General features: G+C 45.5%; 16 protein-coding genes and 1 tRNA gene. 13 read left to right on the forward strand and 4 right to left on the reverse strand.

Annotated features, from left to right (window positions below; translation table 11 throughout):
• Positions 1-129: 129 nt before the first annotated feature.
• Complete coding sequence (locus QUB20_RS04325; RefSeq protein WP_333244439.1) at positions 130-3867, reverse strand: chemotaxis protein CheB; 3738 nt, start codon at positions 3865-3867, stop codon at positions 130-132.
• A 933-nt stretch (positions 3868-4800) separates the two neighbouring features.
• On the opposite strand from QUB20_RS04325, the gene QUB20_RS04330 reads away from it, so the two are divergent.
• From QUB20_RS04330 to QUB20_RS04390, 13 genes are all read left to right on the forward strand, one after another.
• Complete coding sequence (locus QUB20_RS04330) at positions 4801-4968, forward strand: hypothetical protein (protein ID WP_333244442.1); 168 nt, start codon at positions 4801-4803, stop codon at positions 4966-4968.
• A 919-nt stretch (positions 4969-5887) separates the two neighbouring features.
• Positions 5888-9391: a calcium-binding protein gene (locus QUB20_RS04335; protein WP_333243973.1), complete on the forward strand. Its 3504-nt coding sequence runs from the start codon at positions 5888-5890 to the stop codon at positions 9389-9391.
• A 383-nt stretch (positions 9392-9774) separates the two neighbouring features.
• Positions 9775-9846: transfer RNA gene (locus tag QUB20_RS04340), tRNA-Gly, on the forward strand.
• 54 nt (positions 9847-9900) lie between these two features.
• A complete protein-coding gene (trhO, locus tag QUB20_RS04345) occupies positions 9901-10848 on the forward strand; it encodes an oxygen-dependent tRNA uridine(34) hydroxylase TrhO (protein WP_333244145.1) in 948 nt (315 codons plus the stop codon).
• A 51-nt stretch (positions 10849-10899) separates the two neighbouring features.
• Positions 10900-11055 (forward strand): hypothetical protein, encoded by a 156-nt coding sequence (locus QUB20_RS04350; protein ID WP_333243976.1) that lies wholly within the window; start codon positions 10900-10902, stop codon positions 11053-11055.
• Between the two features lie 85 nt (positions 11056-11140).
• Positions 11141-11833, forward strand: a complete 693-nt coding sequence (locus QUB20_RS04355) for a glutathione S-transferase (RefSeq protein ID WP_333243979.1) — start codon at positions 11141-11143, stop codon at positions 11831-11833.
• A gap of 423 nt (positions 11834-12256) precedes the next feature.
• On the forward strand, positions 12257-15595 hold the full coding sequence (dpdE, locus tag QUB20_RS04360) for a protein DpdE (RefSeq protein WP_333243981.1): 3339 nt from the start codon (positions 12257-12259) through the stop codon (positions 15593-15595).
• Positions 15585-15734 carry a hypothetical protein gene (locus QUB20_RS04365; protein WP_333055649.1) on the forward strand — a complete coding sequence of 50 codons (150 nt, stop codon included), beginning with the start codon at positions 15585-15587 and terminating at the stop codon, positions 15732-15734. The genes dpdE and QUB20_RS04365 overlap by 11 nt, the downstream gene beginning before the upstream one ends.
• Positions 15735-16086: 352 nt before the next feature.
• Positions 16087-18015, forward strand: coding sequence for a response regulator (locus QUB20_RS04370; RefSeq protein WP_333243984.1), 1929 nt, complete (start codon positions 16087-16089; stop codon positions 18013-18015).
• Between the two features lie 146 nt (positions 18016-18161).
• Positions 18162-21596 carry a PAS domain S-box protein gene (locus QUB20_RS04375; protein ID WP_333243987.1) on the forward strand — a complete coding sequence of 1145 codons (3435 nt, stop codon included), beginning with the start codon at positions 18162-18164 and terminating at the stop codon, positions 21594-21596.
• Positions 21597-21653: 57 nt separating this feature from the next.
• The gene (locus tag QUB20_RS04380) at positions 21654-22034 is read left to right on the forward strand and encodes a response regulator (protein WP_333055646.1); all 381 of its coding nucleotides are present in this window, start codon (positions 21654-21656) and stop codon (positions 22032-22034) included.
• A 116-nt stretch (positions 22035-22150) separates the two neighbouring features.
• A complete protein-coding gene (locus tag QUB20_RS04385; protein WP_333243990.1) occupies positions 22151-22585 on the forward strand; it encodes a hypothetical protein in 435 nt (144 codons plus the stop codon).
• 127 nt (positions 22586-22712) lie between these two features.
• Positions 22713-23093 (forward strand): response regulator, encoded by a 381-nt coding sequence (locus tag QUB20_RS04390; protein ID WP_333244148.1) that lies wholly within the window; start codon positions 22713-22715, stop codon positions 23091-23093.
• Positions 23094-23282: 189 nt separating this feature from the next.
• Here the strand turns inward: QUB20_RS04390 and QUB20_RS04395 are convergent, their stop codons facing one another.
• From QUB20_RS04395 to QUB20_RS04405, 3 genes are read right to left on the reverse strand one after another with little or no spacing between them, the layout of a single operon-like run.
• Positions 23283-24503, reverse strand: a complete 1221-nt coding sequence (locus QUB20_RS04395) for a transposase (RefSeq protein ID WP_333243993.1) — start codon at positions 24501-24503, stop codon at positions 23283-23285.
• Complete coding sequence (locus QUB20_RS04400) at positions 24478-24960, reverse strand: IS607 family transposase (RefSeq protein WP_333243996.1); 483 nt, start codon at positions 24958-24960, stop codon at positions 24478-24480. Before QUB20_RS04400 ends, QUB20_RS04395 begins: the two co-directional genes overlap by 26 nt.
• A gap of 21 nt (positions 24961-24981) precedes the next feature.
• Positions 24982-26223 carry a pentapeptide repeat-containing protein gene (locus tag QUB20_RS04405; RefSeq protein WP_333243999.1) on the reverse strand — a complete coding sequence of 414 codons (1242 nt, stop codon included), beginning with the start codon at positions 26221-26223 and terminating at the stop codon, positions 24982-24984.
• Between the last annotated feature and the right edge of the window lie 65 nt (positions 26224-26288).

A 26288-nucleotide genomic window follows, 5' to 3' on the forward strand; every position in this document is an offset into this window, starting at 1 on the left:
GCCAATATTTCGATTACGCACGTCTACGGGGATTGCATAATATAAAGCACAGTCAACAGTCAACAATCACGGACGGTGTAACCGGAATTCATATCAATTATGTCTTTGGTAAATATTAGCGTCTAACTATCATGGCATATCTGCTCGTAGCGGCAACCTCACGGTAAACGTTGCCCCTTGTCCCTCACCCGAACTTGTTGCACTAACAGTACCGCCGTGGAGTTCTACTAAATGACGGACGATCGACAATCCTAGCCCTAATCCTGAGTCTCTGCGAGAGAAACTACTATCCGCCTGACGGAAGCGATCGAACACATAGGGGAGAAAATCAGGGTCAATGCCTTTACCAGTATCGGTAACTTGGATTTGAGCCATGCCATCAATGTAGTCTAATGCGATGTCAATTCTGCCTTCGGCTGGGGTGAATTTAATCGCGTTTGAAAGTAGATTCCACACCACTTGTTGTAAGCGAGTTGGATCGCCCAAAATCTTTGGTTGTAAAGGACTTAGCCTGGATTCAAGTTGAATATTTTTGGCTTCTGCTGCGAAACCAATTACCGCGATCGCATTTTCAACCAGTGGATTGAGCTCAATTTCAGAAGCATTAAGCCGAAATTGGCCGGTGGTAATCCGGGAAACGTCTAAGATGTCATCGATGAGTTGGTTTTGTGCTTTGGCGGCGCGCTCGATCGTTTTTAGCGCCTCGTTGGTTTTAGCCTCGTCAAATTTTTTCAGGCGCAGCAACTGTGCCCAGCCAATCATCGCATTGAGCGGCGTCCGCAGTTCGTGAGAGAGGACGGACAAAAACTCATCTTTGATGCGGTTGGCCTCCTCAGCAGTCACACGAGCCGATTGTTCTTGCATCCGAAGGCTGCGTTCTGTCTCTAACTGTTTTTGCTGCGTGATATCCTCGATCGCCAACAGGATCATCTGTGTATCCCCGATCGGAGGCATTTTGCGGGCATTGAGCTGCATTATTTTATGCCCGATCTGCTCAAAGTCATGCTCGACTTCAAAATCTTTAAACTGGGGACTGCCTGCCAGAATTTCTTTGAGGAGCGATCGCAACTGGGGAATATTCCACTGTCCATTACCCAGATCGAACAATGAGCGCTGCTCAGTTTGGCTCGGCATCACCTGAAACGTATCGTAGAAAGAACGATTGGCAGTTATTGCCCGCAGGTCGAGATCTAACACTAGCAATGGTTCCCGCACGGTTTCTACGATCGTTTCGGCGTAATTTTTCGCTTCCGTCAACTGCTGGGCGCTGAGTTTGAGCTCGTTGATATCCACCAACATCACCACAGCCCCATCAATCTTGTGGTCGATCGTCCGATAAGGTCGAATATGCAGATCGTACCAACGACCGTCTCGATCTTGAACCTCCTGAACTTTCAAATTCAGCGTGCGGATCACGTCTAAAATCCATTGCTCTAAGTCCGGTACTATCAACTTGTGAGTGATGTCGCTCAAAGACCTCCCAACATCGGTAGAAATCAAGTTGAAGATGCGTTCGATTGCGGGAGTAAACCGGCGGATTCGCAGGTCGCCTCCCAGCATCAGGATCGGAATATTGATGCTGGTCAAGAGATTTTCTAAATCGTTGCTTACCTGAGTTGATTCAACATTGCGCCGCTGCAATTCGTCATTAATTGTGTTGAGTTCTTCATTGGTTGCCTGAATTTCTTCTTTCGCCGTTTCGAGTTCCTCATTCATGCTTTGCAACTCTTCGTTGCTTGACAAAATCTCTTCGTTGGCGGCTCTCAAATCTTGATTAGCTGCTTGATGTTCTTGGACGATCGCTCCAAGATGTTCTTTTGTGGTTTTCAGTTCCTGTAGCAGCCTTGCAATCTCCTGACTTTCACAGGGTGAAGGATCGGAGTTGACTCTACTATCGTCAGTATCAGCAGCAGGCATTACAGATATCGGGGACTCCTCTTGAAATAACACTAAAAAATAGTCTTTTACCACAGCGCCGGCTTGGAATGGAATCACATTAATTCTGATCTGCCGAATGATCTGGCCCTCTTTAACTTGCAAGCCTGCCCGTGCGATCGGCTGCTTCTGCTGTGAGGCTTGTTGAATTGCAGTTCGCAGTTCCACACGCAATCCTTCTTTTGCCATTCTCAGCAGGCTAAAGCTCGCCCTACCGGGGGCCGGTTCTAGGTAGGCATTCGTCTGTCCTCGAAATTGCACAATCTCGCTGGCTGTGTTAATCACGACCCCGACAGGGGCATAGTGATTCAAAACAATGCGATCGGCCTGTTTCTCCATTTCGATTTCGTCCAGCTTTTCTGTCTGCAGCGGTGGAGGGTTGAGGGGTGTCAGAGGATAGTTGTTAGCATTTAAATCCATGCTGAGCCAATGCGACAACTGTTTTTTAGTATAAATTTTGTTCTTTTTGTCGAATAGCGCAAAGAATTCTGAAAAGTCTCCCACCGTTTCCGAAGTGCCTAACAGCAAAAAGCCTGCGGGCCGAAGCCCATAGTGGAACATTGGCAGCAGTTTTTTCTGCAACGGGGGTCCCAGATAGATCAGCACGTTCCGACAGGTAATCAAATCCATCCGGGAAAAGGGCGGATCGGCGATCAGGTTTTGTCTAGCAAAGACGCAGATTTCCCGCACGGGCTTAGCGATTTGGTATCCGCCCTCGACTTGGACAAAGAAGCGATTTAGGCGTTCAGGTGAAATATCCGCGACTTGGGCCTGGGTATAAAAGCCACTGCGGGCGATCGCGATCGCACTTTCGCTGATGTCTGTGGCATAAATCTGAATCGGCAGGTTAGTAGATCGAGCTGCTAAAAACTCTAGCAAGCAAATGGCGATCGAGTAAGCTTCTTCACCCGTGGAACAGCCGGCAATCCAAATTCGGATCGGTGTTTTCGGCGATTTATCTTGGACAATTGCGGGAAAAACATTGCTGCTTAAGGCATCAAAGGTTTCGGGATCGCGGAAAAAGCTGGTGACATGAATTAAGACATCGTGATACAGCGCGGTTACTTCTGTTGGGGTGTTTTGGAGATATTCGGCATAATTTTCAATGCGTTCGAGCTTGTAGAGTAACATCCGCCGATGTATCCGCCGCTTCAAGGTGGTTTGCTTGTAGTTAGTAAAGTCAACTCCTGTAGCCGCCCGCAGCAAACTGTAGATCGTGGCGATCGCATCTTTATTTGCGATCGCATCTTCGCTGATAGTCGATTCTGTCGCAGGCCACTCTGCAATGTAGGGATGACGGCCGATCTCTGATATTTTCTGGGCAATTTTTTCCGGTGTCAAGATAAAGTCTACCTGACCCGTAGCCACCGCAGTATTCGGCATACTGCTGACTTGTGCCGATTCTTCACATTGGGCAAAAGTAATACCGCCGGCGGCCTTAATCGCTTTTAACCCTTGGGCACCATCGCTGTCGCCCCCGGACAAAATGACGCCGATGGCTTTGTCCCCCCGTTCTTCGGCGAGGGAAAACAGAAAAGTATCGACGGACATAAATACCCCGCGTCCTCTGCCGCGAGGCGTTAGCTTCAGCACCCCTCGATCGATAGTCATGCTGAAATTCGGGGGGATGACGTACACCTGATTCGGTGCTATTAGCATCCCATCTGTCACCTCATGGACGGGCATCTGGGTCGATCGAGCCAGAATCACACTCAACACACTTCCCTGACTCGGCAACATATGCTGAATTATTACAAACGCCATGCCAGTATCGATCGGCAAATGGCTCAGTAATTCCATAAAGGCTTCCAATCCACCTGCAGAGGCTCCTATTGCGACTACAGGAAATAAGTCGTTTTGATTGTTTTGCTGCTTGCGAGCTTTAATACCAGCTTTAGGTGGAGATTTCTTGGAATTCTTTTTTTCAGTCATTTTTTATACCGAGTTTATATTTTTTAAGTAAGTATTATGGTAGGTTTTTATTTTTATTATATATGATTAAGTATCCTAAAAGGAAGGATTAGCCATATACCTGCGGATATATTGAGGCGCAGTCTGCGCGTGCGATCGAGCGATTTTCAAATTATTATTATTATTATTATTATTATTATTATTATTATTATTGAGAGCCATACTGCATCAAATGGGACAATTATGAAGGTTTAAATTCCTCATGAATTATACTAATTGTACTCTTGAAAGTTGATAAAAAGTAAATTTTTCACATTCTGCGATCGTAGCAATTCTCTGAAGATTTTCGATAGAGTCCAGTTCCCCTAAATCCGCCAACTCATCAAGAAACTTCAAAGCAGAATCTTGTCCACCTTGATGAAGCAGTTGGGCTAGGGAGAATTTTCGGGGAAATCAAATCGTACAATTAAGTATAAAAACTTAAAAAAACCCTCTACAGAAGCGCAATTAATCTCGTTTTTAGGCAGGTTGTAGCGATTAAGAGGGGGATAGCTTCGCTTCACGCAAAGTCGCTAGCGCCCCGTGGATGTAAACTATCTCTGGATTATTTTCTAACTGCTTCATCACTGCTTGTTGAGGCATTTTTACCTTTTTAGTGATTTCCAGAGTATCGTCGATTAGCGGTTGCCAATATTGCTCAAATTCAGCAATTACTTTCTGAAATTATTCTGGTGTTGAAGTTGGAGGCTGTTAATTTGCAGACACAATCTAATAAGTGAACTTTTTTTTATCTTCCCAAAATCCGGCAATAATTGCTAAAAGCTTAAAGAAAAGTAACAAAAATATATTTTACTTGGCTGATAGAAATTAGGGAAATCCCAGCAGCGCTGCAAAGTTCGGATTCTCAAGACAGGCTGCCGGGGGTAAGGGCTGTGAGAAAGGGCGATTCTACCGATGTTGGTGAGAAAAGTGAACGATGGGGAGTTTATGGTGCGGTTCGTGGCGATGGGATGGCTGCAAACTCAAACTGCGGAAGCTTTGGCGGCGCTTTTAAAAATGACGCAGTTCGATCGCACGATCGGAATGTGCGATCCCAAGCCGCTAACTCTTTGTCAATGTTAGGAAGCGAGGCGATGACATTTTGCTCCGCCACAGTATCATAGCTCGGTTGTGCGATCGCTGCCACTGTTTCATCAATAAATACGTGGTTTTTGATGTGTATAGTATCTAGCCAACGCTTTCATTCATAGCGCAATTTTTGTACAATTTCTGTAGCAAGGCTGAGTCGCTACTAAAGTTTTTTTTACGCCTTAATTTTAAGAGGTTAAAAGTGCGGGACAAACTTGATATACTTAGGATCGCGAATTAAATAACTTACAATTTTAATTGTTATTGTGGGATGGGCGTCCCGCCCGTCCTTTTTGGACGGGCGAGACGCCCATCCCACTTTCAAGAGTGGAAGTTATTTAATTCTCATTCCTTACCTCTATGCCTTGGCGCTCTTTTATTTCAAAAGTGAATTTCTCGCATATATATCACGAGTGCTCTGTCACTATTATCTTTAACAATTCTTCCTCTTTACTTTTAAGCTTCGAGCGCCGCTCCCCTCAAGAGAGTCATGGCAGCTATCTGGGCCGTCTCTCAATACCGAGGCAAAAAGTCACCTATGAGCGATCGACTGACTTTAAATCGTTTTGCTAAGTCTCTTTGTGTGCCTTCTTTGTTTGGCCACGCACTTAGTATCTTCTGTAGTAAGTCAATAGAATATGCAGCTATCTCTAAATAATTTGCTTTTTTTACATCTTTCAAGTTTACCCTCTTTGTGGCGGGTTTTATCTCAAAGTGCTGTAAGTCTCGTTATTTTGTGGTGAACAGAGGCTATAAATCATAGCATCTTTTGTCGCCAATGAAACAAATTGTGCAAAAAAAAGTTTTTTGGAAAATTCGCATAATTTTTGGGAAAAAGCACTGATAGATAATTAGGGCGTAGTAGCTAAGTAAAATTAGCCCTCGCCTGTTTACATTAAGCAGGAAAAAGACATTGGCAGTATTGACTGGTACATTGACAAATGACAATCTTATCGGCGGGCCTGAGAATGACAACATCTCAGGGCTTGAGGGCAATGACACCATTGCTGGCTTAGAGGGCAACGACACCTTGCTAGGCGGTGCAGGAAACGACAACCTCAGTGGGGGTGGGGGCAATGACTCCCTCCTTGGCGGTGAGGGCGATAACACCCTGGATGGGGGTATAGGCAATGACTTTCTGAATGGAGGTTTTGGTAAAAGTAGTCTGGCTGGTGGCGATGGAGATGACTCGCTGCAAGGCGGCTTAAATTTGGATGGCGGTGCGGGCAATGACCGCCTCTTTGGTAGCTTCCAGAGCCTTGTCTTAGGTGGAGACGGCAATGACTATCTCAGTGGTAGCACCTTAGAAGGGGGTGCTGGCGATGATACCCTCGCCGGATTTAACAATGGCAATGTGTTGCGAGGTGGTGCAGGTAACGATCGCTATCTCCTGCGGGATTTTAGCCAGAATCAACTGCAAATTCAGGATACAGGTGGCATCGATCGCCTAGACTTTGTTGATGATTTTGGCATCGATATCAGTACCAGTCCTACCCAGTCCCTGTCGTTGTCATTGTCATCGGGAAATATAGGCTTGACTCGACAAGGCACTAATTTACAGATTGACATCAACAAAGATGGGATCGTCAGGACTACTGATGACATTGTAATTTCCGACTTCTTCGGTGCATCGGCGACTGTCGAAGGTGTGGGCTTTATCGAAAATGTGGGCAACCTCACTGGTGCGGCAATTCTCGCTGCTAATCTCACTGAGGCTACGGCTGCACCCGGAACCAATGCAATCACTGGTACTCCCGGTGACGATAACCTCACAGGCACTGTCGGCAATGACAACATTACACTGCTTGACGGTAATGACACCATCGCTGGCTTAGATGGCAACGATACCTTGTTTGGTGGTGCAGGAAACGACAGCCTCAGTGGAGGTGGGGGCAATGACAGCCTGCTTGGTGATGACGGCAATGACACCTTGGATGGGGGTGTCGGCAATGACTTTTTGAATGGAGGTTTCAGTGGCAAGGATAGTTTGATTGGTGGCGATGGAGATGACACGCTCCAAGGCAGCAATGACGCCTCTTCAACTTTGGATGGTGGTGCGGGTAATGACAGTCTCCTTGCTAACTTCCCAAGCCTCCTCTTAGGGGGAGACGGCAATGACTTTCTCCGTGGTAGTCAAAGCACCTTAGAAGGCGGTGCTGGCGATGATACGCTCAATGCCGGATTTAGCTCTGTGTTGCGAGGCGGTATAGGTAACGATCGCTATCTCATGCCGGATAACGGGAAGATTCCACTTCAAATTCAGGATACAGGTGGCATCGATCGCCTAGATTTTGTTGACTTCAACGGTAATATCAGTACCAGCCCTGCCCTATCCCTGTCGTTGTCATCGGGAAATACAGGCTTGACCCGACAAGGCACTAATTTAGTGATTGACATCAATCAAGACGGGATAGTCAGGGCTGGAGAGGAGGTGGTGATTTTAGACTTCTTCGGTGCATCGGCGACTGTCGAAGGTGCTGGCTTCATCGAAACTGTGGGCAACCTCTCTGGTACTGCGATTCTCGCGGCTAATCTGACTGAGGCTACGATAGCACCCGGAACCAGTGGCATAACGGGAACAGCAGGCAACGATAACCTCACCGGCACTGCGGCTAATGACAACATCTCAGGGCTTGAGGGCAATGACACCATCAGTGGCTTAGATGGCAACGACAGCTTGCTGGGCGGTGGAGGAAACAACAGCCTCAGTGGCGGTGGCGGAAATGACAGCCTTCTTGGCGGCAATGTCGATGACACCCTGGATGGAGGTATCGGCAACGACTTTCTGGATGGAGGTTTCGCTGGCAAAGACAGTCTGGCTGGTGGCGATGGAGATGACACGCTGGTAAACGGCTTCAATTTGGATGGCGGTGCGGGTAATGACAGCCTCCTTGGCAGCTTCCAGAGCCTCATCTTAGGAGGAGATGGCAATGACTATCTCAGTGGTAGTAATGGTAGCACCTTGGAAGGGGGTGCTGGCGATGATACGCTCTATACCAACTCTGGCAATGGCAGTGTGATGCGAGGCGGTGCAGGTAACGATCTTTATCAAATCCGACAGGATCAGGGAACAAATCAAATTTCGATTCAGGATACAGGCGGCATCGATCGCCTAGACTTTGTTGATTTTAACGGTAATGTCAGTACCAGCCCTACCCTGTCACTGTCGCTGTCATCGGGAAATACAGGCTTGGCCCGCCAAGGCACGAGTTTAGCGATCGACATCAATAAAGACGGTGTAGTCAGGGCTACGGATGACATTGTAATTTCCGACTTCTTCGGTGCATCGGCGACTGTCGAAGGTGTTGGCTTTATCGAAACTGTCGGCAATCTCGCTGGTACGGAGATTCTCGCGGCTAATTTACCAGAGGCGACTGCGGAACCCACGGCGCCAACACCTACGGCGCCAACACCCACGGCGCCAACACCCACAGCGCCAACACCCACAGCGCCAACACCCACGGCGCCGACACCCGCCGCGCCAACACCGGTTGCACTCCCACCGCTGCCACCCACACCGACACCCACACCGGTTACGACGCCCACACCGGCTACCACACCCACACCCGTTTTCACTCCCGCGCCAGCTCAGACGATCGCACTTCCGATCGCACTCACATTCACCAACCGGCCGGCACCAAGCGAATTGCCACAGATTCTCGGCACCAGCGGCAACGACGCGATCGTTGGCAGCGAAGCTAACAATATCTTGTATGGCAACCAGGGCAACGACACCGTGGGAGGCAATGGCGGCGACGACATCCTATTTGGCGGCAAAGGTGATGACGGTGTATTCGGCGATGCTGGCAACGACCTCTTGTTTGGCAACCTCGGCAACGACACCCTTGTCGGCGGCGACGGTGCAGATACCGCATTAGGTGGCAAAGCTGACGATTTGATATTTGGCGGCGCTGGTAACGATGTCCTCGCAGGCGAACTCGGCAACAATACTTTACTCGGCGACGAGGGTAGCGATACTCTGTACGGCGGTGAAAATAATGATGTGTTGTTTGGCGGTAGCGGCAACGATTTCCTCTACAGCACAAAAGGTAACGACATCTTCGTTGGTGTTGACTACACTGCTGCTAATCCTGGGCTAGGCGAAATCGATACCCTGATTGGCGCTGAAGGCAATGATACTTTCTTGCTGGGAGATGCCACCAAGTTCTATTACAACGATGGCAACGATACCGGCACTGGCGCAGGCGACTACGCTTTGATTGTCGGTTTCAACCCGATCGAAGATATCCTCCAACTTCAAGGTGCTCCTAGCACTTATCAGTTAGGTGAGTCTCCCCAAGGATTGCCTGCTGGAACCGCTATTTTCAAGAAGACGAATGGCGCGGATGAATTGATTGCGATCGTCCAATCAGTTTCTTTCCTGGCTATTGACAGCAACTCTTTGCGCTTCGTCTAACGGCAAAGTTCGATTCCCCTCGATCGATCGGCGGTTGAAACCGCTTCTTGTCAAACGAAGTCCCTCTCGCTTGAGACTAAGAAATTTAAGTTAGATTAAGTCCTGCCTTTGGTGCAGGACTTTTTTTGTGCGGTGGATGGGCGATCGGGCCCACGCAAAATGGACACAGGACTTACGCATGGGGCTCAGAAACCGGGTTTTTTACGAAAATACTTTGTTGAAACCGCTAGATTTGGTAAAAAACCCGGTTTCTTTGGTCGGAGTGCCTAAGTCCTGTTACACTCAAAATCGCCTGATCCAAATCAGAAAATAGGTGTATAATGTTTTATAGTCGTTTTTGAGCGTAATTGCTACAAAGTAAAAACAGCTAAAAAACCCTAAGCGCGGGCGTAATTCAGTGGTAGAATGTCAGCTTCCCATGCTGAACGTCGTGGGTTCGAGTCCCACCGTCCGCTTTGACTGAATTTTCATAGAAGTATGAAAATTAATTAGTGCTATCAATTCAATCTATGCCTTCTTTCTTAACCGCTGCTTTATATAAGTTCGTTGAACTACCTGATTTTGCTGAGCTGAAAGCACCGCTACTCGATTGTTGCAACAACAACAACGTTAAAGGCACTATCTTGCTGGCCCAAGAAGGCATTAATGGCACTATTGCCGGCTCATCCGAGGGCGTACACGCAGTGCTGGCATTCTTGCGTAGTGACCCGCGTTTTGCGGATCTGGTACACAAGGAATCTTTCTCGGAAAAAGCACCTTTTTACCGCCTGAAAATACGCTTGAAGCGCGAAATAGTCACGATGGGAGTACCGGACATTAATCCCCGCCTCATGGCGGGCAAATATGTTAAGCCTGATGAGTGGAATAAGCTGCTTGACGATCCCGATGTTGTCGTGGTTGATGTGCGTAACGATTTCGAGGTATCTATGGGTACTTTTGAAGGCGCTATTAATCCAAAAACAAAAAGCTTTTCTGAGTTACCTGAATGGGTGCTGCGGGAAACTGCTTTACGCAATAAACCCAAGGTGGCAATGTTTTGCACCGGTGGTATTCGCTGCGAGAAATCGACTGCTTTTTTGCGTAGTCAAGGTTTTGAGGAAGTCTATCATCTCGAAGGCGGAATTTTAAAATATTTGGAAACGGTGCCGGAAGCAGAAAGTCGTTGGGAAGGTGAATGTTTTGTCTTTGATGAACGGGTTTCTGTTGGTCAGGATTTAAAGCCTGGTAACTATGAACTTTGTCGCGGTTGTCGTCACCCGATTAGTCAGGAAGATAAGGCTTCTGAATTATTTGTACTTGGTGTGAGTTGTCCTCATTGTCATGACTCCAAAACTGAAACCAAAAAACAAGCTTTATATGAACGTCAACGTCAGATTGAGCTTGCTAAGCGTCGCAACCAAGTACATATAGGCGCGCGCTACGATGGGAAGGAAAAAGTAGATGAAGCCTGCGACTAATAGTATTATTCACTAAGTTCAAAGAAACCCGGTTTCTCGGAAAAATCTTGTTTGACGACGAGAAATATCGAAAGAAACCGGGTTTTTGACCCGAAAAACCCGATCGCGCGATCGACTAATTATATCAATTCCGGCTGCATCGGAATGATATCAAATCCCCGCTTCATCGTCCTGATCAAGTTGAATCAAGCTGCTAACAAATATTAGCGAAATTTTCATTTTTTTGATTTACAGTCAACAGTAAACCGTCAACAGTCAACAATTATTCCGGTGCAACGGGAATCAATATTATATGTCAGCAACATACCCGATTTTGTATTCGTTTCGCCGCTGTCCCTATGCTATGCGCGCGCGCTTGGCCTTGATGGTTAGCAATCGGGTGTGTGAGTTGCGGGAAGTTGTTTTGCGAGACAAACCACCAGAGATGTTGGAGGTATCTCCCAAAGGTACAGTACCAATATTGATTGATGTTGATGGGCGTGTACTGGATCAAAGTATCGATATCATGTTATGGGCATTGAAACAACATGATCCTGAAAAATGGTTGATGCCACAGCAAGGTTCTGTTACAGAAATGCTGGAACTAATTGCTCTATTTGATGATAGGTTTAAATATCATCTTGACCGTTATAAGTACCCGGATCGTTATCCCGGTGTTGATGCCCAAGTACATCGGTATGAAGGTTCTTTATTCCTGGAAAAACTCAACTCACAGTTAAGCGCGAGTAAATATTTGTTTGGTAACAATATAGCATTGGCTGATATGGCGATCGCACCTTTTGTTCGTCAATTCGCTCATACCGATCCAGCTTGGTTTAACGAACAGCCTTGGCCTCCGCTACAAGCTTGGTTAGCAGGGTTTACAGAGTCTGAAATTTATACCAGTGTTATGCAGAAATATCCGAAATGGGAATCCGGTAATCTAGGCGTTATTTTTCCTTCCTCGGAATTAGTTATTCAGGACTTACGCACTCAAGGGCGTTGAATCAAGGGTTTGAGATTGTTTCACTACGTTTTCTTGGGACAGAAAATGGTAGCCTTTTAGGAACAGGCAAGATGCCTGTTCCACAAGAAAATTTATCTTTTGTGGAACGGGCCGAAGAGCCCGTTCTTGAGAATGGTGCAAGATGTGAGTTTTAACTTATATCTTGCACCATTCTCAACTAGCCTTTTAGGAACAGGCAAGATGCCTGTTCCACAATAAAATTTATCTTTTGTGGAACGGGCATCTTGCCCGTTCTTCAGAATGGTGCAAAATGTGAGTTACCATGCTAAACTTATTTTTTTCAGAATACAAGATTTGCTGTCATTTGACTAGAAAAATGACGCAGGCAAAAATCGCATTTTGCTAAAATTTTTAACTGGAAAGGATTGATTGTAATCTAGTAAGTATTGTCAGGTTGTAATTATGATTGATGTTGGTTCATTAGTTCGATCGCCCAGAAACGATTTGGGAGTCGGAAAAGTTGTCGAGGTATCGCGTACCGATGCCGTAGTTGAATATTTTTGCTCAGTAAAAAACCGCATCCGCAAAACTGTACCCTTGGGTTTGCTGCAAGAAGCCAGACTTCAGCGCCAAACCCGCTGCTACCTCTGGAGTACAACTCAGGAAAGATGGATTATCGGGCGAGTTTACGACTGGGATGAAGATAAATTAGAATACGAAATTGACCTCCCCGACAGCCAAAGTTTGCAAGCTGTCGAAACCGAACTGTACGTTCGCTGCAATATCCCGATCGCCGATCCGATCGACATTTTAGCAGTCAAAGGCCAAGAAACGCCGTATTTTCACGATCGCCGATTGGCATTTGTTCAATCTGCGATCGAACAGCGGGCCGTCAGCCGCGGCATGACGGGTTTAATTTCTGCTAATATAGACCTCTATCCGCACCAAGTTGAAGTCGTCCGGCGCGTCCTAGAAGACCCAATCGTGCGCTATTTATTGGCAGATGAACCAGGACTCGGAAAAACAGTAGAAGCCGGGACAATTCTCCGCCAATTTCTGCTAGATGAACCCAACGGACGCGCTGTGGTACTCGTTCCGAAATACTTGCTCGAACAGTGGCGGCAGGAGTTGGAAAATAAATTCTATTTGTCTCATTTTGCTGACAGAGTGCAGCTTGCTGCTGTTAGCGACATCAATCAAATTAGCCGCAATGCTAATCTAGATTTTCTGATTGTGGATGAAGCCCATGATGTGGCAGCAATGGCACATTCGAGCGATCGTACTCAGCAGCAGTCCTTTGAACTTTGTCAGAAACTAGCTCAGAAAAGCAAAAATGTATTGTTATTATCTGCAACGCCAGTTATCGGCCACGAGCAAGATTTTCTAACGATGCTGCACTTGCTAGAGCCCACAACTTACCGTCTTGATGACCTGGAAAGCTTCAAAGAACAGGTGCAAAACCGTCAAGAAATCGGCCGCGCTTTGCTAGATTTTAGAGAAAATGCTAAGCCTGCAGTTTTGCAAACAAAACTCGCTCAACTTCGCACTATTTTTGCCAAAGATGATTATTTAATCGGATTAGCAACAGAGTTAGAAAGTTGTTTGAAAACTAAAGAAACCGCAGAACAGGCTCGCCTTGTCCAAGCTATTCGTACTCACGTTAGAGATACCTACCGCCTGCATCGTCGCATCCTTCGCAACCGCCGGGATGCGGTTGAAGATGTGATTTTCGATCGAGATTCTGTCCCCAAAACTGAGTACGATCTGAATGATGAACAGTGGTCGGAAATTCAAAGCGTACTCGATAAATGGCGCACAGTCGCTCCCAAGTCGAGCGAATATCAGAGAATTTTTCTGCTATTTTTCCGCGCTTCTGGTACTTGGCTGAATGTTTTAGAACGGGTTGTCAAAGCTCGTTTGCAGAAAAAATCGACTCCTGAGCTCGATCGCGAATTTGGACAAAATGACACGGCAATTTTGACCAAAACGGCGCTGTTTCCCGAAGAAAGGGAAATGCTGGAAACCTTGCTCAATACCCTGGAAAAGCCCCAGGAAGGACTCGATCGACTGAGTTTGTTACGAATCGCGGTTCTCCGATTTCTCGCAGTTGCTTTGAAGGTTCCGCGCGAGTATCACAGCAAGCCTCGCGATTTGCTGTCGAGAATTCAACAGCAAATTAAACGGCCGATTCCCGGCGAACGTTTCCCCAAAATTGTGATTTTTACCAGTTTTACTGCAACTTGTCAAGAGATTGCGGAAAATTTAGCTAAAATCTTTGGTAAAAATGCGATCGCCAGCCATGACACCAGCAAATCGGCTGATGATGTTGAGGCTAGTCTCAAGCGGTTTAAGACTGAACCCCATTGTTTTATCTTAGTGTGCGATCGATCGGCAGAAGCAGGGGTAAATCTGCAATTGACAGATTGGTTAGTTCACTTCGATTTGCCGTGGTTTCCCAACCAGTTAGAACAAAGACTTGGCAGAGTCGATCGCATTGGCAGCAAAATGGGAGTGCAATTTTGTTTGTTTGCAGGCCCGGATTTGCCGGAGAGTCCCCACGAAGCTTGGTTTCAAGTTTTAAAAGATGGGTTTGATATCTTCAACAAATCTATTGCCAGCCTTCAGTTTTATGCTGAGGAAAAACTTCTCAAACTAGAAGAAAAGTTGTTTGCTGAGGGAGGCAAGGGCTTATCCAGCGAAATTGAAGCGATTAAAACTGAAATCGAACAAGAGAAAATCAAAATTGACGAACAGTACGTTCTCGATGAAATTGATACTCTTGATGACAGCGCATCTCAGTATTTTGAATCTCTCGATAACTGCGATGCTAAGCATAAAGAAATGCAGCGGGCTACTGAAGGTTGGTTGTGTCAAGCTCTTCACTTCAAACAAATTGAACATCCGAGTGTATCGGGGTTGATGCGCTATAAACCTACTCAAAAAACGTTAATTCCCTCGAAGGATTTGATGACCAGATTGGTTCCTTATTGCCAGCAATATGGTAGTTACAATCGCCGTATTGCTTATCAGAATGCGGATGTGGCTCTTTACCGCATTGGTGAGGGATTGATCGATGCAATTAGCTCTTATATTCGCTGGGACGATCGCGGTCAAGCTTTTGCCATGTGGCGGCATGATGAAAGTTGGGATGCTGCGCCTGGGAAGGAGTGGTTCGGCTTTCAGTTTAATTATTCAATCCAGACTGATGTGCAGCCGGCCCAGCAAGTTTTGCAAGCACAAAATATCGAAAATTACAACTTAAAAGCTTTGCAGCGCCGCGCTGATGCTCTGTTTCTCCCAATTTTTGAAACTGTGTTTGTAGATGCTCGCAGTGAGCAAATGTCTCTGGTGGAAGATGCAGAAATTCTAGCGATTTTGCAGCGGGCTTATAAGGGGAAAGGCGGGCCGAATCGGGATTATAATTTGTCGAAAAATCGCACGTCGCTGATTGACAGTTTTGTCGATCCGCTAGAATGGGATGATTTTTGTCAAAAGGGACGGGTGGTATCGGAGGAATTGCTGCGCGGGCGATCGGCTTTTGTGGAAATGTGCGATCGATCTGCTGTCACTGCTGCTATCCAACTCGAAAACCGGGTAAATCAATTGCAATTGCGCTTGAATCGACTTTCTAAATCCGAACAACTTTTAGAATCGGTTTTGGCTGATGAAATCAATACCGAAAGTTTGTTGAGTCAAGCGGTTTTAGCTGGTATTCGCCGCCCGCACATGACTCTTGAGTCTGTGGGATTTATTGTGATTTCTGGGCGTCCTCCTGCTGTAAAGTCGGAGGATGAAGGATAATTTGTTTGGGAGGGCGATCGCTCTTTTTGGGGCGATTCCCTTCGGGATAGCTTCGCTTCACGCTTTTTTTGAACTGCAGATGCAGGCGGATAAACGCGGATGGACGCAGATGAAGGAAGGGGCGATCGGTTTTATCTAATACCAATTTTGTATGAGGCTGCACATATCTCGATCCCCCCTTTGTAGGGGCGGTGCGACCCCTACTCCCCGTGCCCGCCCCTACATAGGGTGGGACAAGATTCTTCTCAAAGTCAACCCCTACTCCCCAACAATCAGGGGGAGTAGGGGGTATGCGAGGGGGATCGAGATATGTGCAACTTCACATTAAATTGGTATAAACTGCAGAAGTGACAGCAATTTTGAGGCGATGGGACTGCAAAAATGGTAAGATAAAAGGAGTAGTAATAAGTAGCAGTTATTTAGTGAAAAGCCACGCTTCGGCCTGACATTAAAGCGCGTCGATCGCATGGCAATTTAACCGCACAGCCAAAATGAAGAAGTCTCCGATAAAAATTCTGCTCGTAGAGGACGATGGAGGGCTGAGTGCAACACTGGCAAATGTGTTGGAAGCAAATCATTACGGCTTTGATCGGGCAAATGACGGACAAGTTGGCCTAGAGTTGGCAGCAGCAATTGAGTACGATCTAATTGTGTTAGACGTGCAGGTTCCCAAACTCGATGGAATTAGTCTATGTCGGCAATTGCGATCGCAAGGCTACTGCAAACCGATCCTGTTAATGACGGCAAAGGATTCAGATGCGGAGGTGGTGGCTCTTTTCGATGCGGGAGCCGATGATTACATCAGCAAGCCTTTTGCTACGGAAGTATTACTGGCAAGAATCCGAACTTTGTTGCGACGCAGTAAAGCACTTTCCCCAGGAGGTTATACTCCGAATTCAGCGGCTAATACATTGACTTGGGGAGAACTTTGTTTAGATTTAGAGTCTGGTAGAGTGACATTTTGCGAAGAAATAATTTCACTGACACCCACAGAATATAATCTGCTGGAATTATTACTGCGGAATCCCGATCGCATCTTTAGTCGCAATGCTATTTTGGATCGTCTGTGGGGATTTGATGACGCACCAACAGATCGCGCCATTATCACTCATATTAAGGATCTCAGAAAGAAACTGAAGGCAGGTGGCTTAACTGAAGAAATCATCGAAACAGTTTATGGCATGGGCTATCGACTGAAACCTTACCCCCAATCTGCGTCGTCTTGTTCAAATAATCCTGGGAGCGATCGCACTCACAAACATCAATCTCGTGGGGTAGATAAGTCTGAGAGCGACAAAGTTTTAGAGCGGTTTCGGGGAAGCTTCAACCAACAAATTTCTGTATTGGAGCAGGCAAAAACTGATTTATTAGCAGGAAAGTTAGAAACTGAATTACAGCAAGTGGCAAAACATGAAGCTCATAAATTGGTCGGCTCTCTGGGGTCTTTTGGTTATCCCGAAGGCTCGAAATTTGCACGCTATGCAGAAAATTTGCTCATAAACGATCGCTCTTTGACTGCTGAGGAAATTACTCGCTTCTCGGAATTGGTGACAGGATTACAGCAGGAATTAACCAAAACACCTATTAGATCAACGGCTGTACCAGTTTCTAATATTGCAATTTTTAACTATCGGGTTTTGGTAGTTGATGATGATGCTGCATTAACGGAGCGATTGAAAGTAGAATCCGAAGCTTGGGGATTTCGGATGAAAATTGCGCCGAATATTACTGCAGCCCGATCGCATCTTGCTCTGTCAATGCCCGATGTGATGTTACTAGATTTAAGTTTTGCAGAGACAGAGGAAGATGGATTGACGCTACTGCGAGAACTGACCGAGCGATCGCCTAACCTGCCTATAATTGTCTTTACCGGACGAGATAGTCTTCCCGATCGCTTAGCTGTATCGCGCTTAGGTGCTAAGCAATTTCTCCACAAACCTGCAACCACCGAGCAAATTTTTCGAGCGATTTCCCGTGTTTTACCCAGTCCCAAAACTTCTGAAGCCAAAGTCTTAATCGTAGATGATGACCCTGTGATCCTGGTTACATTATCAGCGTTACTGACTCCTTGGGGAATTGAGGTGACAACCCTCAAAGAACCACAGCAATTTTGGGATGTGTTAATTAGCACAGAGCCCGATTTAATAGTGCTGGATCTAGAAATGCCGATCGTCACCGGCTTAGAATTGTGTCAAGTCGTTCGACAAGATATCCAATGGGAAAATTTACCGATTTTGGTGGTGACAGCCCATACCGAGCCAGAATCTCTGCAACAAGCCTTTGCAGCGGGAGCCGATGATTTTATTACCAAGCCGGTACTAGGGCCTGAATTAGTCACGCGGGTACTCAGCCGAATCAGGCGCAGTCGTCCTTTACTTAAACCGAGAAATATAGGACTTACGCATAGCCTGAATATATAGTGTTTTGTAGGGGCAAACCCCCCGTGGTTGCCCCCATACCTGGGATGATTGCGTAAGTCCTCAAATACTTAAATAGAACTTACGCACGAGGGCTAAAAACCCAGTTTCTGCCTCAATCTAAAAAATTTAATTAATTAAGTAGATCGATGATAGAACATACTGATGAAAATTATGGGAAAGGGCAAGAACAGCCACAGCAAATCCTGGCTAAAACAGCACTTTCTCTCTCCGAATCCCTCAAACTAGAAGATATTCTCAACACTACGGTAACGGATCTCAGAAACATTCTGCAATGCGATCGCGTAATTATCTTCCAATTTGCTCCCGACTGGAGCCCAAAAGTGGTCGTAGAGTCAGTTGGTTCAGAATGGACACCAATCTTATCCACTCAGATACAGGAGCCTTGCTTGGTTGAAAGCTATATCGAATCCTTCAAACAAGGCTTATTCACATCTAAATCAGATATTTATACTGCCGGAATTGATACTTGTCACCCGGACTTCCTGGCCAATTTTCAAGTTAGAGCTAACCTGGTTATTCCTATCCTTAAGGGAGAAGAACTTTGGGGATTATTGATTGCCCATCACTGTGCAGCACCTCGCGAATGGCAAGCATCAGAAATTGAACTCATGGGACAGCTAGCAACTCAAGCTGGAATTGCCATTCAGCAAGCTGATTTATTTGAGCAAGTACAAACGGAAGTGAGAGAGCGCCAACAAGCAGAAATTGCCCTACAACAACTCCATACTGAACTCGAACAACGAGTCATAGAACGGACGGCAGAACTCACTGAAGTCAACCATAGCTGCCAACAATATATCAATCAAGTTGAAGACCTCTATAATAATGCTCCCTGTGGCTATCATTCCCTAGATGCTGCAGGAACAATAATTATGATTAATGATACGGAACTGAAGTGGTTAGGCTATACCAGCGATGAAATTGTATACAAAACTAAATATGTTGATTTAATGACACTTGAAAGTAAAAATATTTTTCATCAAAACTTTCCCTTATTTAAAAAACAAGGCTGGATCGAGAATGTAGAGTTTCAGATGTTGAAGAAAAACGGAACACCCATGTGGTTCAACTTAAATGCTACAGCAATTTATGATGAAGCAGGTAACTTCATGATGAGTCGTTCTAGCGTATTTGATATCACCGATCGCAAACGGACTGAAGAAGCATTCCGCCAATATGAACGCATCGTCTTCAATACAACAGATGGGATTGTGTTGATGGATCGCAACTATATTTATCAAATAGTCAATCAAGCTTATTTGACTTGGTGCAACAAATCTGAAAGCGAAGTTATCGGAAATTATGTTAGGAATATCCTGGATGCAGATGTGTTCGATAATATGATAAAACCTCGGTTAGACAGATGTTTGGATGGCGAAACAATTCAGTATGAAAACTGGTTTACTTCTCCCAATTTAGTCAGGCAATTTTTGAGCGTTACTTATACACCTTTACGTGATACAGGCGAAAATATTGTCGGGATAATCGTTATTCTGCGCGATCTGACTAAACTTAAACAAGCCGAACAAATGCTGGAGCTTCAGGCTGTCATTACCCGCAACATGGCGGAAGGAATTTGTTTAGTAAGAACAGATAATGCAGTTATTGTCTATGCCAATCCTAAATTTGAGCAGATGTTTGGCTATGACTCTGGCGAACTCAACGGTCACCACGTTTCGATTCTCAACTATGCCACCGAATCGGTCAGCCCTGAAGATGTAAATCAAGCCATTCGATCTGCTGTTTTACAAAGGGGTGAATTTAGTTATGAAGTTCAGAATGTCAAGAAAGATGGGACTCCATTTTGGTGTAGTGCAACTTGCTCTGCATTCAATCATTCCGACTATGGCGATGTTCTGGTGGCCGTTCATCAAGATATTACCGTAGCGAAGCACCTCGAAGAAGTTCGACAAGAGGCGGAAGCAGCCTTACTACAGAAATCCCGAAAGGAAAATTTGCTCTGGAGGATTACTCAAGGGATTCGCCAATCTTTGGATCTGAATGCGGTTCTAAATACTGCTGTTACTGAAATCAGGCAGACATTACAAACCGATCGCACTGCCATTTACCGCTTTAATCCTGATTGGAGTGGTGATTTTGTTGTGGAGTCAGTTGGTGAGGATTGGGTACAACTGATAGGAAGCGATCTTCAAAAAAATTGTGCAGATACCTATCTGCAAGAAACTCACGGCGGTCGATTCCGAAATAATGAAAGTTTTGTGGTTAATAATATTTACTGCGCTGAAATTCAACCATGTCATATCGAGCTAGTGGAACAATTGCAAGCAAAAAGTTATGCAGTTTTTCCGATATTTTTGAGAGAAAATCTCTGGGGTTTGTTAGCTATTTACCAAAATACGGCACCTCGTCAATGGCAATCGTGGGAAATAGAATTACTTGAACAGATTGCCAGCCAATTGTCGATCGCCATTCAGCAATCTAAACTCTACCGACAACTTCAGGTCGAACTGCAAGAACGTCAGCAAGCCGAAGCCACGATCCGAGAAGCCGAACGACGCTGGCGATCGCTCTTGGATAACGTGCAGTTGATTGTTGTCGGACTTGATATAGAGGCAAATGTCAATTATGTCAATCCTTTCTTCTTAAAAATTACGGGATATACTAACCTAGAAGTTATCGGAAAAAATTGGTTTGAAAACTTCTTACCCGGTTCTCTTCAAGAATCAGTTAAAATTGTTTTTTCGGAAGTTTTAGCCCATAAATTTCATCCTTATTATCAAAATTTTATCTTGACCAAATCTGGTGAAGAACGGTTCATTGCTTGGAACAATACCATGCTGCAAGATTCAGAGGGAAACATCATTGGAACTATCAGCATTGGGGAAGATATTACCGAACGACAAAAGCTCGAACACATTAAAAATGAGTTCATTGGCATTGTCAGCCATGAACTTCGCACTCCTTTGACAGGAATTCAAATGTCCTTGGGACTAATAAAAAGTGGGGTTTATGATAAAAAGCCGGAAAAATCTAGACGCATGATTGAAATCGCCCTCCTCGATACCAATCGTTTAGTGAACCTGGTTAATGATATTTTAGATTTGGAGCGCCTAGACTCCGGGCGGGCAATTGTGGAAAAAACCGTTTGCAAAGCTGCCGATTTGATGCAGCAAGCGGTAGATAGCACTCAGGCGATCGCTACTCAACAGCAGATATCATTAATCGTTACCCCCACGGATGCAGAAGTCTGGGCAACAGGAGATGCGATCGTCCAAACCTTAACAAATTTGCTCAGTAATGCGATTAAATTCTCACCTGCCGATTCCACAATTCATCTGAGTGCCGAAAACCAGACAGACTTTGTGCTGTTCCAAGTTAGCGATCGCGGGCGAGGCATTCCTGCAGATAAACTAGAACTAATTTTTGGGCGATTTCAGCAAGTCGATGCCTCCGACTCCCGCGAAAAAGGAGGCACAGGTTTAGGTTTAGCAATCTGTCGCAGTATAGTGGAGCGGCATGGTGGCAAAATCTGGGCCGAAAGTATCTTAGGTGAAGGCAGCACATTTTGCTTCACCCTACCCTTAGCCACAGTTGAATAACGCTTAGATTCATCTGTAGCATCCATCCCAAATCCAAAATCTGCAATCCCAAATCCGATGACACACAGACAAATTCTAGTTGTTGACGATGAAGAACACCTTCGGGAACTTGTGCAAGCCTGCTTAGAAGATTTAGGCGGATGGAAAACAGTGGGGGCACGATCGGGAGAGGAATGTTTACAAATACTGCAAACAGAACAACCCAATGCTATTTTGCTGGATGTATCTATGCCGGGAATGGATGGGTTTGCTGTGTACGAGATTCTCCAATCCGATCCGATTACCCGATCGATTCCAGTGATTCTGCTGACAGCGAAAGTTTTGCCCAGCGATCGGGCTAAATTTGCCCAAATGGCGGTAGCTGGGGTAATTGCCAAACCCATCCAACCCATCACTTTGACGGAAGAAGTAGCAGAGATTTTGGGATGGAATGAATAAATTTTACCAGTTTTGTAAATTTTTGTAACAAGAACGGAATCTTTACCAATTCCTTACCGTTGCTATTTAGTCTCCTGTTATTCAGCTAACAGTTCTTTGCATTAGGAGGAGACTCGATGAATGCTTTTCAGGTTTTGAATGATATAAATCAGGATCTCGCAGATTCATTTTCCGGTTTGCCCACTGGTTGTCAGCAATCCACACTTGGGATTGCTCATACAGAGGAAACACCGATCGCAGGCATTAAAGTTCAAGAAAAGGATGCGACACTTATCGTTAAAGTTCACATCTCTGACATTCATCTTGTCAAATTGAATCTCCAAATCACTCCAGAAACTGTTTTAATCCAAGGTCAACCTACCGAATCGGCTGTAGTAGAAGGTTATTTCCTTCCTAGTGGATTTCAAAGTCTCATTCCGTTGCCCCACCGCGTACATCCTGAAATCTATGCGGCTGAAATAGACCAGGATGGTTTAATACTTCAGATTGCTAAAGAGTTGAGAGTTGAGCAATCCGAAGTTCGGATTCAACTCTCAAATACACATCTTTGAGCGATTGCTTAAAGATGGGTATTTGACACCCAATTGACAACCGAAAGATTGATTTTTAATCAACCCAAATAAAATGAACACTTTGCAATTAGCTAATTATGATGGCAGTCTCCTGCCCGAAAACAAGATGAAAGGGAAGCAAATTCTCATCGTTGACGACCAAGAACACCTCCGCGAACTGATACAGTTGTGCCTGGAAGACCTCGCGGGATGGAACACGCTGGTGGCCGAATCAGGACAAGAATGTTTACAAATCCTACAAACAGAACGACCTAATGCTATTTTGCTGGATATATCAATGCCTGGAATGGATGGGTTTGCTGTGTACGAGATCCTCCAATCCGATCCGATTACTCGATCGATTCCAGTGATTCTGCTGACAGCAAGAGTTATGTCAAGCGATATGGCTGAATTTGCCAAAATGGACGTTGCTGGGGTAATTCGCAAACCATTTGAAGTCACCACCCTGCCGGGAAAAGTGGCAGAGATTTTGGGATGGCATGATTGAAACTCCCTGGTGTGGCAGATGCAGGATTTTTAAGAGTTTACCTCTAAATTCATAGAGTTGCTGCTTCAATCGATAGTTTAAAGGTGAAATTCCATCGCACAGGCGTAACGCCCGTGCCACAATGGAGGCGGATGAATAAAAAGGCTTTCGCACTTACCGACTAAACCGACACTTTTTTGCTAACAAATGCTAACAAACATATAAGTTGAGAGAATCTCTCAACAAAGGCGTGTCAACCAATGCCCGCAGAAAAATCCCGCGAGCACCATTTAGATCCCTATCCATCTTCAATCCGGTGGCTGCGGACTTAATAGTTCTAGCTCCACCTAAATTCTTGACAATTTCACCCGTCCACGACACCGTTTTAGAAGTGTAAGCTTCGTTGCAGTCAATCACGAGTTTTGAATTTTCCCAAGCTATCCACTTGAGAAAATTTTTAAATTCGTAATGGCTGAGAGTCAACATTTGTCTCACCGTTTTGTTTCTCAACTTACGGCGCGACTTGGACACCATTTGAGAAGTCTCGAACCTAGGCAGCAAGATTACATCAAAACGATCAACTAAAAACTTAGCTACTTTGTGATGCAACTCTCTGACCAAATTCTTAATTTTGCAACGAAGCCTGCTGGCTGCTTTTTTGAATCTTCTTTTTTGCCGACTGGGGGCTTTAGATATTTTCGATACCAACTTGTCTAACCGAAAACACAATTTCTGGATGTACAAATTAGAATCATTGCCGAGCCAGCCATAGGAATCTTCAGAGAAAAACGTCATGAACGTGCGGACACCGGGGTCTAAGGCAACTAGCCGACCTTGTTTATCGGTCTTGGTTTGTTGCACTTCTTCAGAAACAACTAGGTAGTATTCCCCGTAAGCGAGAGTCAACCTTCCATCACTAAAATTTTCAGGCAAAGATTCTGTTAACTGACACTTACCTAAAATGGAATGGTAGACACCGCAGTCTTTTATAGATGCTTTTGGCACATAGATAGACTGTTTTGTGTCTTTTCTACTGCGAAATTTGCATTTGCGGAGTTGGCCATCTTTTTTGAAACCCTGCTTAGCCGCCTTAACTGCTGAGCAAGCATCTTTGATAGCAATCGATTTGATCTGGAAAGGTACAGGTTTTGCCCATTCTGGCAAACTGTTAAGTATTCCCGTTTTGAGCGTCATCCAGTTAGCTTTTGTGCCTGGTTCTTGGAGGTATTTGATGGTCGTGTTGTAGACAAAACGACTCACTCCAAACCACTGCTTGATTAAAGCTTTTTGTTCAGGATTTAGGAATAGACGGATCTTCCTTGATATTCTTGCTGTAACTTCGCCGGGAGTGCATTCTGCAACTGAAGACGTGAAGGATGGCGAGAAGATCGCTTGTGAGTTCGGTTCAAAGGCAGTGAACAGTTCGGTCAAGAACCACGATTTGTCCACCGTTTTGCTGTGCCATGAACTCGAATAGTTCAAATCCGAACCTGCACAATCTGTCGCGACAGGCAACAACAACCGTGAGCTGTTCGCCGCGCATAAATCTGACCAGTAAGGCTTGCAGTCCTTTTCGCTTAAAGTTGAGTCCCGACCCGATATCTTGGATGATTTCGGCGTCGGGGTATTGCTGTCGCAGGTCGTCAACTTGTCGAGCGAGGTCGTCTCGCTGCTTGGGTGAACTGACGCGACAGTAGCAAACAACGGTAGTTCTAGCTGCACCGCGCTGGTAGGACTCGACATCGTAGAGTCTTTGCCCTGCTTCATTTTTGATGCTTTTGATTTTCCCGGAGTCTGCATATCTTCTTAGGGTGTGTGGATGCAAGCCCAGAAATTCGACTGCTTTTCTGAGTGGTACATAAGCCCTGTAGCCAATAGTAGCATACATGAGCAAAAGTAAGCAAATACTTTACTGTGCCTCAACCTCCTCAAAAATCGCGCCTCGCTGCTGTAGATTCACCTGTATCTCCTCATCGATTCCTGAATTGTTCCCGAATCTGGCTGACTCGACATTCGCACCGCTGAAATTAGTATTTGTTAAGTTCACTTCCAGCAGATTTGCGCCGCTCAAATTAGCACCGCTGAGGTTAGCTAAAGCTAGACTTGCTTTGTGCAAATCTGCACCGCTTAAATCAGCATTTCCTAAGAAAGCCCCACTCAAATCTGCACCGCCGAATTTGGCATTTTGCAGGTTGGCGTCGCTGAAATCGGCATCGTTTAAGGTTGCACCCCGGAAATTTGCCCGATCGAGATTTGCGCTGCTAAAATCCACTGCACTTAAAGTAGTTCCGCGCAAGCTGCTACCCGCGAAATCTAGTGCTGGATTGAGATTGGCGATTTTTGCCAACTCTACAAAGTTGTCGGTTTCAGCGGAAATAATGCGATCGACCATTTCCTGCAATTGGGATTCAGCTTCCGGCACAATTTCCCCTTCGCGCGGTTCAACCGGAGGCAAATTGTAGGACAATAGCGCCCAACTGAGGGCAGGTTGGAGTTTATTTGCTTGCAGGTATATAGTCAGGATTCTTTCTAAAACCGAATGTTGATTTGGCGTGATCTCGTGCGGCCACAAACCCTCCGCATCTGTGAGATTAATATCTTCTTTAGCCACTTCAAAAGCCGCTGCCATCCGAAATTCTTTGGCAGTAATTTCTCCCAGCTTAGCGCTTTTTAGCAAACCTTTTAATACTGATTTGCCCTGTTCCACTGCAAAAATCCAAGCTGGGGTTGTATCATCGCTGATTGTGGAAACGTGACAAAATATGCTCTCTGTCTCCTTAATTTTTTCCAAATCCTCGCCCCCCGGAACTTCCCGCTGACTTTCGGTTACTAAATTTTCTGTACTGCTTGGAATTGGCAGGGTTTCTTCTATTGGCAAAAGCTTGAAAGAACCGACTAACTGACGTGAGGCTACGGGTATTTCGCAGTTTTCTAGATAGAGTTTGAGCGTCCCGCCTTGCAGACCAAATTTGACGCGACCACCTAGCAGGGGTTCCCAATGCTCGTTAAAATTCAGGCTCAAGTGAATGTCGAGCTGCTGGGTTTGGGGTGCAACCGATGGAACTGGAATTGCTTCAAATTGCATCCACAAGCAATCTGGGTATTTGTTGTGAGACTCTAGCGATCGCATATCGGGTAGAATTGCTGGCACTACCAGCCGGTAATTGATATTTAAATTAGTTTATCATCTCTATTTTATCACAACACAGCTTTTTT

This window comes from Microcoleus sp. B4-C2 (assembly GCF_036705265.1).
Lineage (GTDB): Bacteria > Cyanobacteriota > Cyanobacteriia > Cyanobacteriales > Microcoleaceae > Microcoleus.